Source organism: Psychrobacillus mangrovi (genome assembly GCF_037104765.1).
Classification (GTDB): domain Bacteria; phylum Bacillota; class Bacilli; order Bacillales_A; family Planococcaceae; genus Psychrobacillus; species Psychrobacillus mangrovi.
On the sequence record NZ_JBAWSY010000001.1, the window covers coordinates 630,655 to 644,664 of the forward strand.

The 14,010-nt window shown below is 35.9% G+C and carries 9 protein-coding genes and 2 rRNA genes; all 11 read right to left on the reverse strand.

All coding sequences use genetic code 11. The features are described 5' to 3' along the window. Window positions 1-34 precede the first annotated feature (34 nt). Entirely contained in the window at window positions 35-2,173 is a 2,139-nt protein-coding gene (locus WAX74_RS03115) for a glycoside hydrolase family 3 protein (RefSeq protein ID WP_336496179.1), read from the reverse strand. Between the two features lie 239 nt (window positions 2,174-2,412). Next, window positions 2,413-3,810: a glucuronate isomerase gene (gene uxaC, locus WAX74_RS03120; protein WP_336496180.1), complete on the reverse strand. Its 1,398-nt coding sequence runs from the start codon at window positions 3,808-3,810 to the stop codon at window positions 2,413-2,415. A 173-nt stretch (window positions 3,811-3,983) separates the two neighbouring features. After that, complete coding sequence (locus WAX74_RS03125; RefSeq protein WP_336496181.1) at window positions 3,984-4,727, reverse strand: response regulator transcription factor; 744 nt, start codon at window positions 4,725-4,727, stop codon at window positions 3,984-3,986. Continuing rightward, window positions 4,724-6,493 (reverse strand): sensor histidine kinase, encoded by a 1,770-nt coding sequence (locus tag WAX74_RS03130; RefSeq protein WP_336496182.1) that lies wholly within the window; start codon window positions 6,491-6,493, stop codon window positions 4,724-4,726. The genes WAX74_RS03125 and WAX74_RS03130 overlap by 4 nt, the downstream gene beginning before the upstream one ends. Before the next feature lie 204 nt (window positions 6,494-6,697). Beyond that, on the reverse strand, window positions 6,698-7,726 hold the full coding sequence (locus tag WAX74_RS03135; RefSeq protein ID WP_336496183.1) for a TRAP transporter substrate-binding protein: 1,029 nt from the start codon (window positions 7,724-7,726) through the stop codon (window positions 6,698-6,700). A 47-nt stretch (window positions 7,727-7,773) separates the two neighbouring features. Further along, entirely contained in the window at window positions 7,774-9,069 is a 1,296-nt protein-coding gene (locus WAX74_RS03140) for a TRAP transporter large permease (RefSeq protein WP_336496184.1), read from the reverse strand. Between the two features lies 1 nt (window position 9,070). Further along, on the reverse strand, window positions 9,071-9,568 hold the full coding sequence (locus WAX74_RS03145; protein WP_336496185.1) for a TRAP transporter small permease: 498 nt from the start codon (window positions 9,566-9,568) through the stop codon (window positions 9,071-9,073). Window positions 9,569-9,841: 273 nt separating this feature from the next. Further along, complete coding sequence (locus tag WAX74_RS03150; RefSeq protein WP_336496186.1) at window positions 9,842-10,870, reverse strand: Gfo/Idh/MocA family protein; 1,029 nt, start codon at window positions 10,868-10,870, stop codon at window positions 9,842-9,844. A gap of 501 nt (window positions 10,871-11,371) precedes the next feature. Beyond that, window positions 11,372-12,829 (reverse strand): D-alanyl-D-alanine carboxypeptidase/D-alanyl-D-alanine endopeptidase, encoded by a 1,458-nt coding sequence (dacB, locus tag WAX74_RS03155; protein WP_336496187.1) that lies wholly within the window; start codon window positions 12,827-12,829, stop codon window positions 11,372-11,374. Window positions 12,830-13,592: 763 nt separating this feature from the next. Beyond that, window positions 13,593-13,708, reverse strand: a 5S ribosomal RNA gene (rrf, locus tag WAX74_RS03160). Window positions 13,709-13,893: 185 nt separating this feature from the next. After that, window positions 13,894-14,010 (reverse strand): 23S ribosomal RNA (locus WAX74_RS03165); the annotation flags it as partial.

The following is a 14,010-nucleotide window of genomic DNA, read 5'->3' on the forward strand; positions in this document are numbered from 1 at the left end:
ATTTTCTTTATAGTTCTTTATTTCTTTTAGATTTCTATTTTGCTTTCCCTTGATTATAAGAAAGACCAAATCCATACTTGTATACATCTTTAGATTTATTTACATAAGAATAGGAAGGATCTTCTTCTTTTGCGTAACTAGGAACATCTCCAACTTCGTTTTCTACCGCTTTCATACTTGCAGGAAGAGCAAATGGAAGCTTTCCAGTTGGATTAAACTCACCACGGATAACATCAATTATAGCTTCCGCCTTTGTTCCAAAAGTACCGATTAGTGCTGCAGCATTTGGCTCAATTTCATCAAGTACCCATGGATTTGTCATGTTTACTGCCGTAATAGTAGGAACAGTTTTTTGTATAGCTACGATTCGATCAACATTTGTGATTCCTGTTTCAGGACCTACTGTTATGCGTGGATTATTATCCCAGTTCGATTGAACAGGTTTTACATAAATATACGCATGTGTTGCCTCTTCCAGTTTATTCGTGATTGTAATGGAAGGATCATGCTTTTTAATCGTCTCTATTAATCCCTTTGTACTTGCTCCATCTGTTCCTCCTGGGAACATTTCAACATACAGTTTTACTTTCTTTAACTTAGCATCCTTTAAAGGCAATATATTTTTATCATTACGTAAAAGAACTAAGGATTTTAAGTGTGCTTTATACGCTAATTCTTGTGCCTTTGGATTAGCCACCACATCAAGTGCATGTTGTGCATCTACATAAGGGTCTTCAAATAACCCTAAATTCATCATTTCTGTTAGCAATAATGTGATAGATTCGTTTACTGCTTCTACTGATAGTAAGCCTTGATTTACTGCATTGATAATATACTGTGGTTCTGATGATCCAGAAATAATATCTGTTCCAGCGTTGATTGCTTTTGCAAACTTTTGTTCCGGAGATAAACTTTCAGCTCCCCAAGCATTATCACCAACAGCACCAGTATCAGAGTTAACATATCCTTTGAATCCAAGTCCGCTGCGTAAGAAGCCATCTAAAATAGCATCGTTTAAGGCAAAGCCAACTTCTTCAAATTGCTGTCCTTTACTAAACCATGGTAATCCTTGATCTGCACTATCATTGCTAGGATACGCGTAATATGGCATGATCGATGAAACATTCGCTTTGATTGCAGCCTCAAAAGGAGGAATATGATACTTAAGTAAACTTCCTTCAGTTGGATAAGGATTGAATTTACCCTCTACAAAGTGAGGATCTAACCCATTGTCACGTGCCCCACCACCTGGAAAATGTTTTACAGTTATTGCAACACTATCTTTTCCAAGCTTATCACCTTGAAATCCTTTGATGACGTTATAAATCATATTTGAAGCAACTTCAGGGTTTTCACCAAATGTATCTTCAATTCTTGCCCAAAGTGGATCCGTAGCTATATCTGCAGTATATCCGTAGACTTTACGAATTCCTGCTGCTCTCCATTCTTTTGCCGCAATTTCGGAAAATTCATTTACAGCTTTTGTGTCACCTGCTGCTGCAAACCCTAATGGTCCTGGCCAAAATGAATGTTGTCCTTCACTTGCTGCTATATTTGTGTAGTCCGTTGAGGCATGGTTTCTCGGATTTGAAGTAACTACTACTGGGATCCCTAATCTTGAAGCCTCACCCAATTCTTGTAGCTGGTTTGTATATTTAGCGATAACATCAACAGTAGGAGTTTGACGGAAAATGACATAGCGCATATTCTTTCCTACAATTAATGGATCATCTGATTTAACATACTTTCCATCTGTTGGATTCGCAATTGGAGTATGAGTGTTAATCAACATTAATCCTGCTTTTTCAGCAAGTGTCATCTTTGATACTAAATCAGCTACCCGTTGATTAACAGGTATTCTCCAATCCTCGTAAGGGTCTAGACTCTTGTTACCATTTAGGTCTCTGAACTGTTTCCCATCAAATGTAAGAACGCCTTTTTTGGTTGCTTCGATTTCCGGTTGACCAGTTTTACTGTCAGCTAGAACACGATATGTCTCAACATTAGTACTTGAAAGTCCAGGGTTTGTATTCTTGCTTGGATCAACATACCCTAAGTTTTCATTTGCTCCTACTTGTGGAATACCGATTGATGCAATCAATGATAGTGCAAGGATACCAGTTATAGCCTTTTTTGTTTTTTTGACTTTTAGATTCTTCAATATTGAACCCATGCCTTTCCTCCCCTTTAGTAATTACCTGCTTGCAGAATTCACTGTTTCAATATTTTAACAAGATCACCCCCTCAAAAGTGGAAAAGAAGTTTCTTGTGTAAACAATAAAATAGTTGTTATTGTAATCTGATTTTTCTGAAATCTCAATACGTATTTTTCTCAATCGCATTGCTAAATACTTAAAAAAACAAATTAATGTCTTTTCGTATACTTTCTGCTTTAATTACAAGCAATTAATATTAAAAGTCAAAATACTCTTTTGCATTTTGATAGCAAATGCCTTGAACAATACCACCTAACATTTTCATATCATTCGGGACTTCCCCATTTTCCACCCATTCTCCAATCAACTCACATACTAATCTTCTAAAATACTCATGTCTTGTGTAGGAAAGAAAACTTCTTGAATCTGTCAGCATTCCGATAAAACGGCTAAATAGACCGAGATTAGATAACGTTTTCATTTGTTCGAGCATGCCATCTTTTTGATCATTAAACCACCATGCTGTACCAAACTGTATTTTCCCTGGCTCCCCTCCCTGAAAATTACCAATTAAACTACCAATCACGTAATTGTCTTTTGGATTCACTGAATATAATATTGTTTTTGGAAGAGCATCTTCTCGTGCCAAAGAATCAAGTAGTTGGCTTAAAGGCACAGCTATCTGTCCATCATTAATACTGTCAAATCCAGTGTCAGGTCCTAATTCTTTATACTTTTTCGAGTTATTATTACGTAATGCTTGAATGTGGAATTGCATCGCCCATTCAAATTTCGCATATTGTTTCCCTAAAAAAGTTAAAGTGTAAGACTTATATTTTTTTTCTTCATCCAGCGATACTTTTTGTCCTGTTAATGCTTTAGTAAAAATATTTGATGCTTCTTTCTTTGTTGTTTCTTCATACATCAATGTATTTAGCGCATGATCAGAAACACGACAGCCATTTAAATGAAAATACTCAATTCTTGACTGTAATGCATTTAAGAAGTCATCATAGTTGGAAATTTGTATTTCCGACACTTCCTCTAGTTTGTCAATCCATTGCAAATATCCATCCAAATTAATTTCTAAACCTTTATCCGGTCGAAAGCTCGGTAGCACCTTAACGTCAAAATCGGATTCATCTCTAATTTTCGCATGATATTCTAATGTATCAATTGGATCATCCGTAGTACAAATCACTTCAACATTTGACTTCCTAATTAAATCTCTTGCTCCAAAGCCTCCACCAGTAAGCTTTCTATTTACTTCCTTCCATATTCTTGGAGCCGTTTCTTCATTTAATATGTCATATACATCAAAGAAACGTTGAAGCTCTAAGTGAGTCCAATTGTATAAGGGATTACCAATGGTCATCGGTATAGTCGCTGACCATGCTAAAAACTTGTCATAGTCCGAAGCTCCTCCAGTAATGAGCTCTTCTTTAATTCCATTAGCTCTCATTGCTCTCCATTTATAGTGGTCGCCATATAACCACGCCTCTGTAATGTTTTGAAATGTTTTATTTTCAAATATTTCCTTTGGACTCAAATGGCAGTGATAATCGATAATTGGCAAATCCTTTGCATATGTATTGTACAAAGTCATAGCCGTATCGCTTGATAATAAAAAAGTTTCGTCCATAAATTTTTTCATTTATTGCACCTGCTTTCGAAAATTTCACTTGAGCTTACTCATATAAGAGGCACTATTATATTCTAATGTCCCGAAATTTCTTTATTAAGCAATTTAAAACACTATGAATAAACCCTTTTAAAAACAAAAATTTAAGGACATATCGCATTTTATATAATTACGCCAATAGTTTTTTATTTTTTTGTAGATTTTCGAAATTCAGAGGGAGAATATCCAGTCATTTTTTTGAAGTTATTGCTGAAGTATGCCACTTCCGAGTATCCCACTCTATCGGCAATCTCTGACATCTTTAATGTCGTGTTCAGCAATAAACGTTTCCCTTCTTGAATTCGAAGTTCGGTTAAATAGTCCACAAATTTAGTATTTAGTTGTTGTTTAAACAGTTGACTTAGATAACTAGGGTTCAAGTGAACGCTTTTTGCAGCGTCTGTTAGAGACACCTGTCTTAGAGGCGTTGTTTCAAGATAAGCTAACACTTGATCAATTGTAGAGGCAGGAAAGGCTTCATCAACAATAGTAGGTGTTTTATTTTCTTCACCTACTTCTTTTTGTTTATTCAACCACTTTTCCAAACAATCCTTTAAATCTTCTTCTTCAATCGGTTTGAGGAGATAATCCGTTACACCGCTTCGTATCGCTTGCTGAACAATTTGAAACTCATCATGAACACTAATAACAATACAGTCCAGATTACGATCTAATTTGTTAAGTTCTTTCACCAAAGTAAGTCCATCCATGACAGGCATACGGATATCTGTTAAAACCAAATCAACATCATTTCGTTTAATCCAGTCAAGAGCCTCTAACCCATTTGCGCATTCATGTACGATTTGTAAGGACAAGTTCAACTTTCTAATCGACCACATAAGAGCCTTCCTTACCCATCTCTCATCGTCCACTAGTAAAACTCTTTTCATTCTTTCACTTCCTTACCATCTACAATTGGCAAATGAATATTAACCTCGGTTTCTAATCCTCTTGTACTATTGATTGTTATTCCATACTCTGAGCCAAACAAGTAGCGAATTCTCTGATGAACATTCATAATTCCGATATGTTGTCCACCCAAGGAAGTTGAATTATTTCTTAATTTCTCTTTTAATTCTTTTAATACTTCTTCCTTAATTCCGACACCTGTATCAGTAATTCGAATATTGAACGATGATTTAGACAGAAGTTGAGCATTTATAGTAATTTTTATTTTCTTTGAGTTTTCACCAATACTGTGCATAAAACAATTTTCAACAATTGGTTGGAGAGAAAACTTTACAACATCAAAGTCCATTACATCATCTGGTATATCAAAGAAATATTCAAAACGGTCCTCGAAACGAATCATTTGAATCTTTAGATACATCTCACAAAACTTAATTTCTTCTCGTAGACTAACAGTTGGTAAACTATTTCTAAGGTTATAACGTAAAAGTTTCCCTAGAGAAGATGATATGTTAGCTATATTCTCTCTGCCCTCTTCCAAAGCCATTCCTCTAATTGTTTCAAGTGAATTGTATAAAAAATGAGGGTTAATTTGTGATTGTAGCATTTTTAATTCGGTCTCTGTTTTGTTAAGAGTCATTTCAGCTTCCTTCAATTTGGAAACATACACTTCTTCCAATAAATTGGATAGTCTTTCTACGGACTTATTAAACCCAGCTGTCAATTGTCCGATTTCATCATTGGACTCCACCTTTACTCTTCCATTTAAGTGACCAATTTCCACTTCTTTCATAAAAGAACGAAGTCGATGAATAGGACGAACTATACTTTTGGAAATGCTATAAAAACCTACTAAGTAAGCAAATATTAAGGAGATAAAAATCGTCCATGTAATCGCGGTCCTTATTTGTTGGATACCGACCCGCAAATCCTGGTAAGGAGCAGCAGTGAAGAAACTCCATCCAAGTTTTGGAGAAAGAGAATAAGAAACTAACTCCTTACGATTGTTATCAATGAGCACTGAACCACTTTTTCCACTTTCAAGATTTGTTAATTGCATGAATTCTACCTTGTTACCAAGTTTTGAATATTTTGGATGATAGACATAATGCCCTTCCGAATCCAAAATAAAAAAATAACCATCCTTACCTAAAGTTACCATCTTGGAAATCTCTTCAATTCTCTTAAAATTGATATCAATAATCAGCATACCTACAGGCTTTAATGTATGGGGATTATATAAACGCCTAACAAGAGAGATCACCGGCAGCTCTTTGTCTTTCAATTTTAATGTCCTACTCACAAGCATAACCATACCGTTTCCCGGGACTGATGAATACCAATATTCATCTTTGATATTTATAGCTGGATAGTAATTTCTCTCTCTTAAAGAATCTATAATAATCCCATTATCTAGAAAAACGGTAATGTTAGAAATATCGTTTCTAGAATATTCTGAATTCTTAAGAACCTTTAATGCAGGGTCAGAGAGTGTACGATCGTATTCACTACTGGTTTCAAGTCTTAATAAATTTCCCATTTCAGGTGAGTTGATGATTTTTAAACTCGTTATTTCAAAATCCTGCAAATAATATTCTACATGCAATTCAACTTGTTCTATAATTTTTTGGCTCGATTGCGTGAACTCTTCCTCTAGTTCAAAAGATGAATATTTGTATGTTATAATTCCAACAGAAAGTACAGGTAAGATTACTAGAATACTAGAAAAGACACAAAATTTCGACATAAGTGTCTGGTTTTTATAAAGAATATAATGTTCAATAAATTTTTTAATTTTATTCCACGGCTTCTTCATCGTAGTTCCTTTCCAATAAGTATTGTTGAGTTTTATATTCCCACTTAATCTTAATGGAAAAGACCTACCTAGTAAATATACACCCACTAGGTAGGGTAAAAATGCTAGTCTAAGGCCAAGATAATCTTTTGAGTATTATGGGCTTGCTGAATTGATTGCATCGACTAACTCAGGATAATTTTTAGAAAATTCATCAACTATAGGCTTAACTGTCTCCTGCCAAGGAGATATATCTTCTACTTCTGTAATCGTTACTCCAGCATCATTCAATGTCTTTAGAGATTTTTCTTCATAATCAGCCCATGCTTGCCTTTGGGTCTCGACAGAATCCAATGCAGCTTGTTTGATTAACTTTTGGTCTTCAGCAGAAAGTTTTTCCCAAGCCGTTTTACTCATTAATAATACTTCAGGCACCCTTGTATGGTGATCCATGATCAGGTACTTTGCTTCTTGGTAATGGTTTGATGAGTCAAAGCTCGGAAGGTTATTTTCTGCACCGTCAATGATACCAGTCTGAAGGGCAGAAAATACCTCTCCATATGGCATCGGAGTGGCACTTGCTCCCAATGCCTCCATTAATTTAATATTAATTTCACTTTGCTGAACACGAATCTTTTGACCCTTTAAGTCTCCAATACTTGTTAGAGGTTTAGTAGAATAAAAACTACGAGAGCCTGAATCGTAATAAGCAAGTCCTTGCATTTTCGCTTCTTGTAGACCATCTAACAATGCTGTACCTTTTTCCCCATTAAGGAAATTCCACAGATGATCATCACTGTTAAATAAATATGGTACTGAGAAAACTGTGAAATCATCATTAAATTCTGCAAGTGGGCTGGCATTTATTCTAGCAAAGTCAATAGCTCCAAGTTGAACCTGCTCTAGCACAGATTTTTCATCACCAAGTTGGCCAGCTGGAAATACTTCAATTGTGATTCGACCATCAGATTTTTCATTAACTAACTCGGCAAACTTTTGATCTCCGATAACAGTAGGATAATCAGCTGGTTGATTGTCTGCTAGACGTAAAGTAATTTTTGGTTCTTCTACTTTGGTACCTTTATCTGCCTCAGCTACATCCTCATCCTCTTGACTACATGCTACAAGAATTGTCGTAGCAAAGAGTAAAGATGTTATTAACCCAATAAATTTTTTATTCTTCATTTTGAAACCCCCTTAAATTTTTTTATAATATTACCCAATCCCAAGGTTTAGTCAGCCATCAAATTTGGAAGCCACATCACTACCTCAGGTATATAGGTGATTATTAACAGAACAACTAGTAAAGCATAGAAAAATGGCATCATTGCTTTCGTACCTTGTGCAATAGAAATCTTTCCAATTGCACAACCGACGAATAAAACAGTCCCTACCGGTGGTGTTAATAGGCCTATTCCCGCATTTAATATTAGAACAATCCCAAAGTGTACTGGATCCATACCTAGGCTTGTGACAACCGGAAGAAGAATCGGTGTCATAATTAAGATCATTGGTGCCATATCCATTGGCGCACCTAGGAGAAGTAATAAGATATTAATAATAAGTAATATAATAAGTGGATTATCGGAAATACCTAATAATATATCAGTCATCATTGAAGGAATTTGTAAGTATGCCAATACCCAACCAAATGCAGCTGAAGCAGCAATTAAGAAAAATACCATTGAAACCGTTTTCAAAGTACGTTTTAGGATAGCTACCAAACTAGAAAGTGGTGCTTCTCTATATATAACGAATGCTAGAATAAAAGAATACAAACATGCTAATGCCCCTGATTCTGTAGCCGTAAAAATCCCACTCATGATCCCACCCAATATAATAACCGCTGGACTTAGGGATAATAGACCATGTAAAAGAGTACTTCCAATTAGTGATTTTGGCACCGGAGCAGCCTTTTCATAACCTCTTTTTCTTGCAATTATATATCCCGTAATACACAGTGCGATTAACATAATGACACCTGGAACAATACCTGCCATAAACAAACTGGCTATAGAAACGCCACCTGCTGCTAATGAATATAATACAAGATTATGACTTGGCGGAACTACTACTCCCTGTATAGCGGATGCAATCGTGACTCCTACAGCATAATCTGCTTCATAGCCATTCTTTTTCATCATTGGAATCATAACTGATCCAACTGATGAAACATCCGCTACAGCAGATCCAGAAATATTTCCAAAAAATAGTGATGCCACACTGTTTACCATGGCCAGCCCTCCACGAATTCTTCCGACTAAAAGAATTGCCAGATTTACAATCCGAGTAGCTAGACCACCTGTACTCATTATTTGACCTGTTAGGATAAAAAATGGTATTGCGAGAAGTGAAAATGAATTCATTCCTTGAATCATCTGCTGACCAATAATTGGTAACGGGATATCTAAATAAATGATGGTCAGTAGTGATGATATAACTAGTGTTAAAGCGATCGGAAATCGCAGCATGATTAATATAACAAAACTTACGAGTAAAATGATGACTGCTATGCTGGTACTTGTCATACTAATGCCCCTCCTCTATGTCTTTATACATAGCTGTGTTGATATTAAATAACTGCAGAAGTGCATATAAGCAAATCATGAATCCCGTTATCGGCATGATGATATAGGTGATGCTACTTGGAAGTTTTGTTGCGGGTAGTGTTGAATCAAACATAAGAACCGTAAATTGCCAACCCTGAACTACAAGATATATTCCAAAAGAAAAAACAACGGCAAGAATCACCTTATCTAGAACTTTATTAAATATTTTCGGAAATAAATTAGTAAATGTATCAATTCCTAAATGGATATACTCACGAAATCCAATTGCGATTCCCATAAATCCAAACCAAACTAATAGAAGTAAAGTAATCTCTTCTGACCAAAAGAAGACAAAGTTGAAAAAGTACCTTGTTATTACTTGCAATGTGACGATGACTACTAATAAAATTAGTGATAATAGGGTTAACTTTTCAAATATATTATCAATGAGTGAATACACTTTTTTTGTTAGATCCATAACTTTCCTCCTCGAGAAAGCGTTTTCTTATTTTTAATACTACGGTTTATTCGGAATTATTAGAATGTTTATTTTTTATAGAAAACTTGTGTTTTTTTTAGGTTGGAAAATAGAACTATGTCTTTCAAGGATTCTAAAATAGATGATCTTTCTGAACATTTACTGATTTTTGATTAACTAAATTAATGTAACGTGAATGTTTGTTGAATTGCATTTTTCTTCAAAAAAAAAACGTAGGCCTTTTTATGATTAAGGCACTACGTTTATTTGTTTTTATAACTTAACTGGCCTTCCACTTCTAGCAGATTCATAAATAGCCAAAATTAATTCTAGTGATTTTCTTGCTTCTTCACCTGTTACTAGTGGATCTCTTTTCTCAGAAATCGCATGAACAATGTCCTGATATTGTTTTTTATGAGACTCAAAAGAGGCCATTTTGTTTGACGATGCACTTGTTTTTACTACTTCTCTTAAAGCTTTTGTATATTGATTTCCATTCTTAAAATTCCATTCTTTTACTTCATCATTTTCAATGATTACACTACCGTCATTACCGAATATATCAAGGGTTGCACTATATCCTGGATATGCTGCTGTGTTCCCCTCAATCAATCCAAGGGCGCCTGACTTGAATTTTAATGATGCGACCGCAATGTCTTCTACTTCTATTCTTTCATGAGCTCGAGTTGCACAATACGCATGAACTTCTTCCACTGGACCCATTAGATAAAGAAGTAGATCGATATAGTGGATAGATTGATTCATTAATGCGCCACCACCATCAAGTTCCCAGGTCCCGCGCCATGCACCACTATCATAATATTCTTGTGAACGATACCACGTAGTACGTGCAGCTCCAAAATTCAATTGACCAAATTTTCCTAAATCCATTGCATTTTTAATATCTACTATCCCATCATCAAATCTATGTTGAAAAATACAACTTAACGTAACATTTGCTTCTCTACAAACATGAATAAGTTCGTTCGTTTTGTTAAGCGACGTATCAATCGGCTTTTCAACAATGACATGTTTACCTTTTTTTGCCGCTAATATTCCTAAATCAGCGTGTGTCCCACTTGGCGTTAAGATGGTGACGATATCCATTTTATCATTACCTAGAAATTCTTCATAATCACTGTAAACTTGAATGTTGTATTGCTTACCCCATTTTTCAGAGGTCTCCTTATTCCTCGAAAAAATAGCTATTACTTCAGCATTAGGTACCTTTTGAATACTTTTAATATGAGTTTCTGTAATACTTCCACTACCAACTACTCCAAAATACAACATTTTGTTCATAGTCCTACACCTCCTGGAGAATTTTGATTAGGGTGTCCTTGCCTCTATGGGCTTAAAGCGGTGAAACTTGTTAGGTTGGAAATTTATTTGTCAAACCAAGCGAACACATGAACAAATAGCATCTTCCACCATATAATTTTTTTATCATTGGAAATCTTCTCATTAGAATCAATTGAAATTTACTTTGATATCCGTGCCGGGTAACGTAAAATAATAATTCAATACTACTGGTTGTTATTTACGAAAATTGATTTTTCTGTCTTATACTATTATATACACATTTCCACTTCCATAGGATATTTTCACTTTTCCCTAATTCAAAAACACCTCCACGTTGTATTCAAAGGTACGAAACCCTAGTTCAACGAAAAGGTGTTTTTATTATCCTCGATTATCTAGTTCAGTTGAAATAATATTTTTTTCCAACCTATATTTTGATTGTTCCTTTTCATAAACTCGAACTTATTTGTATGATCGAGTAGGAAAAGTGTTGAACAATCTCTACAATTCTTCTGCTATTTCTTTAACAATTTCATCTATCACTGTGGATGTTCCTGATTTATTTTGAACTAATACACTAAAGATGTATGATCCCCCGCTACTTGCTTTTAAATATCCACTCAGTGTACTAACACCCGTTAATGAACCTGTTTTTGCATAGACTTTTCCTGCAGTTAGTGGATCTTTTAATCGATTTCTTAAAGTGCCTCCTACCATTCGATCGGTATTTGCAGCTACTGGCAAGCTATTAAAATAGGTATTAAACCAATCTTCTCCTTGAACTTTATACAACAGTTCACTTACTGAGAAACTCGAAACCCTATTTTCATGAGACATACCAGAGCCATCTTCAAATTGCCACTCAGCCATATTTAAATTTATTGAGTTTCCATATTCTCTTATAACTTCTAAGCCAGCTGTAGTGCTACCTTCATTTTTTTTCATTTTGCCCATTGTTTTTACTAGAATATCTGCAATCCCATTATTACTTAGTTTCATATACGGGATTAATAGTTGCTCCAGTGTCATTGATTGCTTCATAGCAACTAGTTGAGCACTTTTTGGAGTTGCAGCTCTAAATACTTTTTCTTTTGAATACTCGATTCCTGCTTCAGTTAAAACAGCCTGAAACATAGTCAATGTATGTGTCGTAGGATGTTTGACTGTCACCCATTCTTTTTTAGTTTTATCGATTGGAAGGTTCCCACTAATGACAATCTGATTTGTTTGATACATTCTTTCTATCGTTACTGTATTCGTTTTTCCTGCTTCCACTGTCTGTGCTTCATTTACTATTTGTAAATCACCAATGTGCGGAGTTACTTTTATGGACGGTAAGTTTCCAACTGTAGTCCCCGTTGCTTCTACGATAATCGTTCCCGAATCGTAGTCTGTGTTTGGAGAAGTAGTTAAAGCTGAAATAGGTGCAGCATAATAATAAGACTCATCCCCAACCCAAATTCCCGGTGTTAATAAATCATCATCAAACCACTTATCATCACCGACAATCCTTCCATCAATTTTATTAATCCCCTGCGCTTTTAACTCTTCTGCGAACTGTTGTAGGTCTTCGAAGGAAAGAGTGGGATCACCTTGTCCTTTTAAATAAACATCCCCTTTTAAGACCCCATTTGACATCTTTCCTGAAGTATATAGAGCTGTATTAAAACGATAATCCTCTCCCAGTACATCTAAAGCAGCTGCAGTCGTTAACAGCTTCATATTAGATGCTGGTTTTACCGTTGCTTGTCCATGGTAGTCATAAATCATTTCGCCAGAGATTTGGTCTCTTACAGTAACACTAACATCAGCTCCAACCAATTTTTCTTCTATTATTCTAGTAATAGAATCGCTTAACGTTTCTGCTACCATTTCTTCTGCTTGAGCTACATTGTTAAAACCAAACATACTCACAACTAATACCCACGTAATCACCATGGCTCCCCATTTTTTCTTCATAACTTTCCCCCTATATTAACTGAATTTTTAATCTTTTCCAAAGATATATATTCTTCATGAAGAAAAATTATCCTTTAAATCTAAATAAAACAGGCATATAGATAGAGTTTTTATAATATTATCACCATCTATAAACCTATATATTTCATTAAAATCATGTCAAACGTCTCAGGATTTACTTATAACAAATGAGTAGAGAGAATTTTTTCACTCTTTAATTTGAATATAATTTCCTAAACAATCAAAAAGGCCGCCACCGATTACTCGGTGACGACTTCTTAATGCCCGGCGACGTCCTACTCTCACAGGGGGAGCCCCCCAACTACCATCCGCGCGCGAGCTTCACTTCCGTGTTCGGGCTGCGAAAGCAGATGAGCGGCAGATTTCTTCGTCAGCCGCAGTCGTTCGATTCTTGCGTATATCATACGCTGTGAGTCTCTCTTCCTTGCTTCCTCGAACTCTTTGCTCATCTACTTTCTCGCATATATATTTTTATTTGAAACCGAGACCAAGGACCGCTTCCGATTACAATTTTCAGTAATAATATGGATAAGACCGACTAGTTTTCCTGTGAGAGCAACCATGGAGACTCTTTAAGCAACCAAATGAGTCATATAAGCGACTAAGATGATTCCAAAGCGACCAATAAGAGCGTGAAAGCAATCATTTCTCACAATAAGAATACACTTCTTTGTGATACCACAATCTAGCCTAATAAACACAAAAAAAGCCGCCACCGATTACTCGGTAACGACTTCTTGGTGCCCAGCGACGTCCTACTCTCACAGGGGGAGACCCCCAACTACCATCGGCGCTGAAGAGCTTAACTTCCGTGTTCGGTATGGGAACGGGTGTGACCTCTTCGCCATCATCACTAGACTCTTCGGCTTTCAATACACATCGTACTTCTTCGTCAACTTCATTCGTTCGGTCAGTCACGTACTTGAGTACGCTCCTTTCCTCTCTCAATCGTTTCCTCGAATTACTCGTGTCTTGAAACCCTCTTAAAGAGTGCTTGTTCACTCAAAACTGGATAAAAGACATTGATTGCTCGAAATTCATATTTGGTTAAGTCCTCGATCGATTAGTATTCGTCAGCTGCACGTGTCGCCACGCTTCCACCCCGAACCTATCTACCTCATCGTCTTTGAGGGATCTTACTTACTTGCGTAATGGGAAAT

What these genes read in the sequence shown, in the direction of transcription:
- WAX74_RS03115 (WP_336496179.1), bottom strand. Translation starts at nt 2,173, where the DNA reads ATGGGTTCAATATTGAAGAATCTAAAAGTCAAAAAAACAAAAAAGGCT.
- uxaC (WP_336496180.1), bottom strand. Translation starts at nt 3,810, where the DNA reads ATGAAAAAATTTATGGACGAAACTTTTTTATTATCAAGCGATACGGCT.
- WAX74_RS03125 (WP_336496181.1), bottom strand. Translation starts at nt 4,727, where the DNA reads ATGAAAAGAGTTTTACTAGTGGACGATGAGAGATGGGTAAGGAAGGCT.
- WAX74_RS03130 (WP_336496182.1), bottom strand. Translation starts at nt 6,493, where the DNA reads ATGTCGAAATTTTGTGTCTTTTCTAGTATTCTAGTAATCTTACCTGTA.
- WAX74_RS03135 (WP_336496183.1), bottom strand. Translation starts at nt 7,726, where the DNA reads ATGAAGAATAAAAAATTTATTGGGTTAATAACATCTTTACTCTTTGCT.
- WAX74_RS03140 (WP_336496184.1), bottom strand. Translation starts at nt 9,069, where the DNA reads ATGACAAGTACCAGCATAGCAGTCATCATTTTACTCGTAAGTTTTGTT.
- WAX74_RS03145 (WP_336496185.1), bottom strand. Translation starts at nt 9,568, where the DNA reads ATGGATCTAACAAAAAAAGTGTATTCACTCATTGATAATATATTTGAA.
- WAX74_RS03150 (WP_336496186.1), bottom strand. Translation starts at nt 10,870, where the DNA reads ATGAACAAAATGTTGTATTTTGGAGTAGTTGGTAGTGGAAGTATTACA.
- dacB (WP_336496187.1), bottom strand. Translation starts at nt 12,829, where the DNA reads ATGAAGAAAAAATGGGGAGCCATGGTGATTACGTGGGTATTAGTTGTG.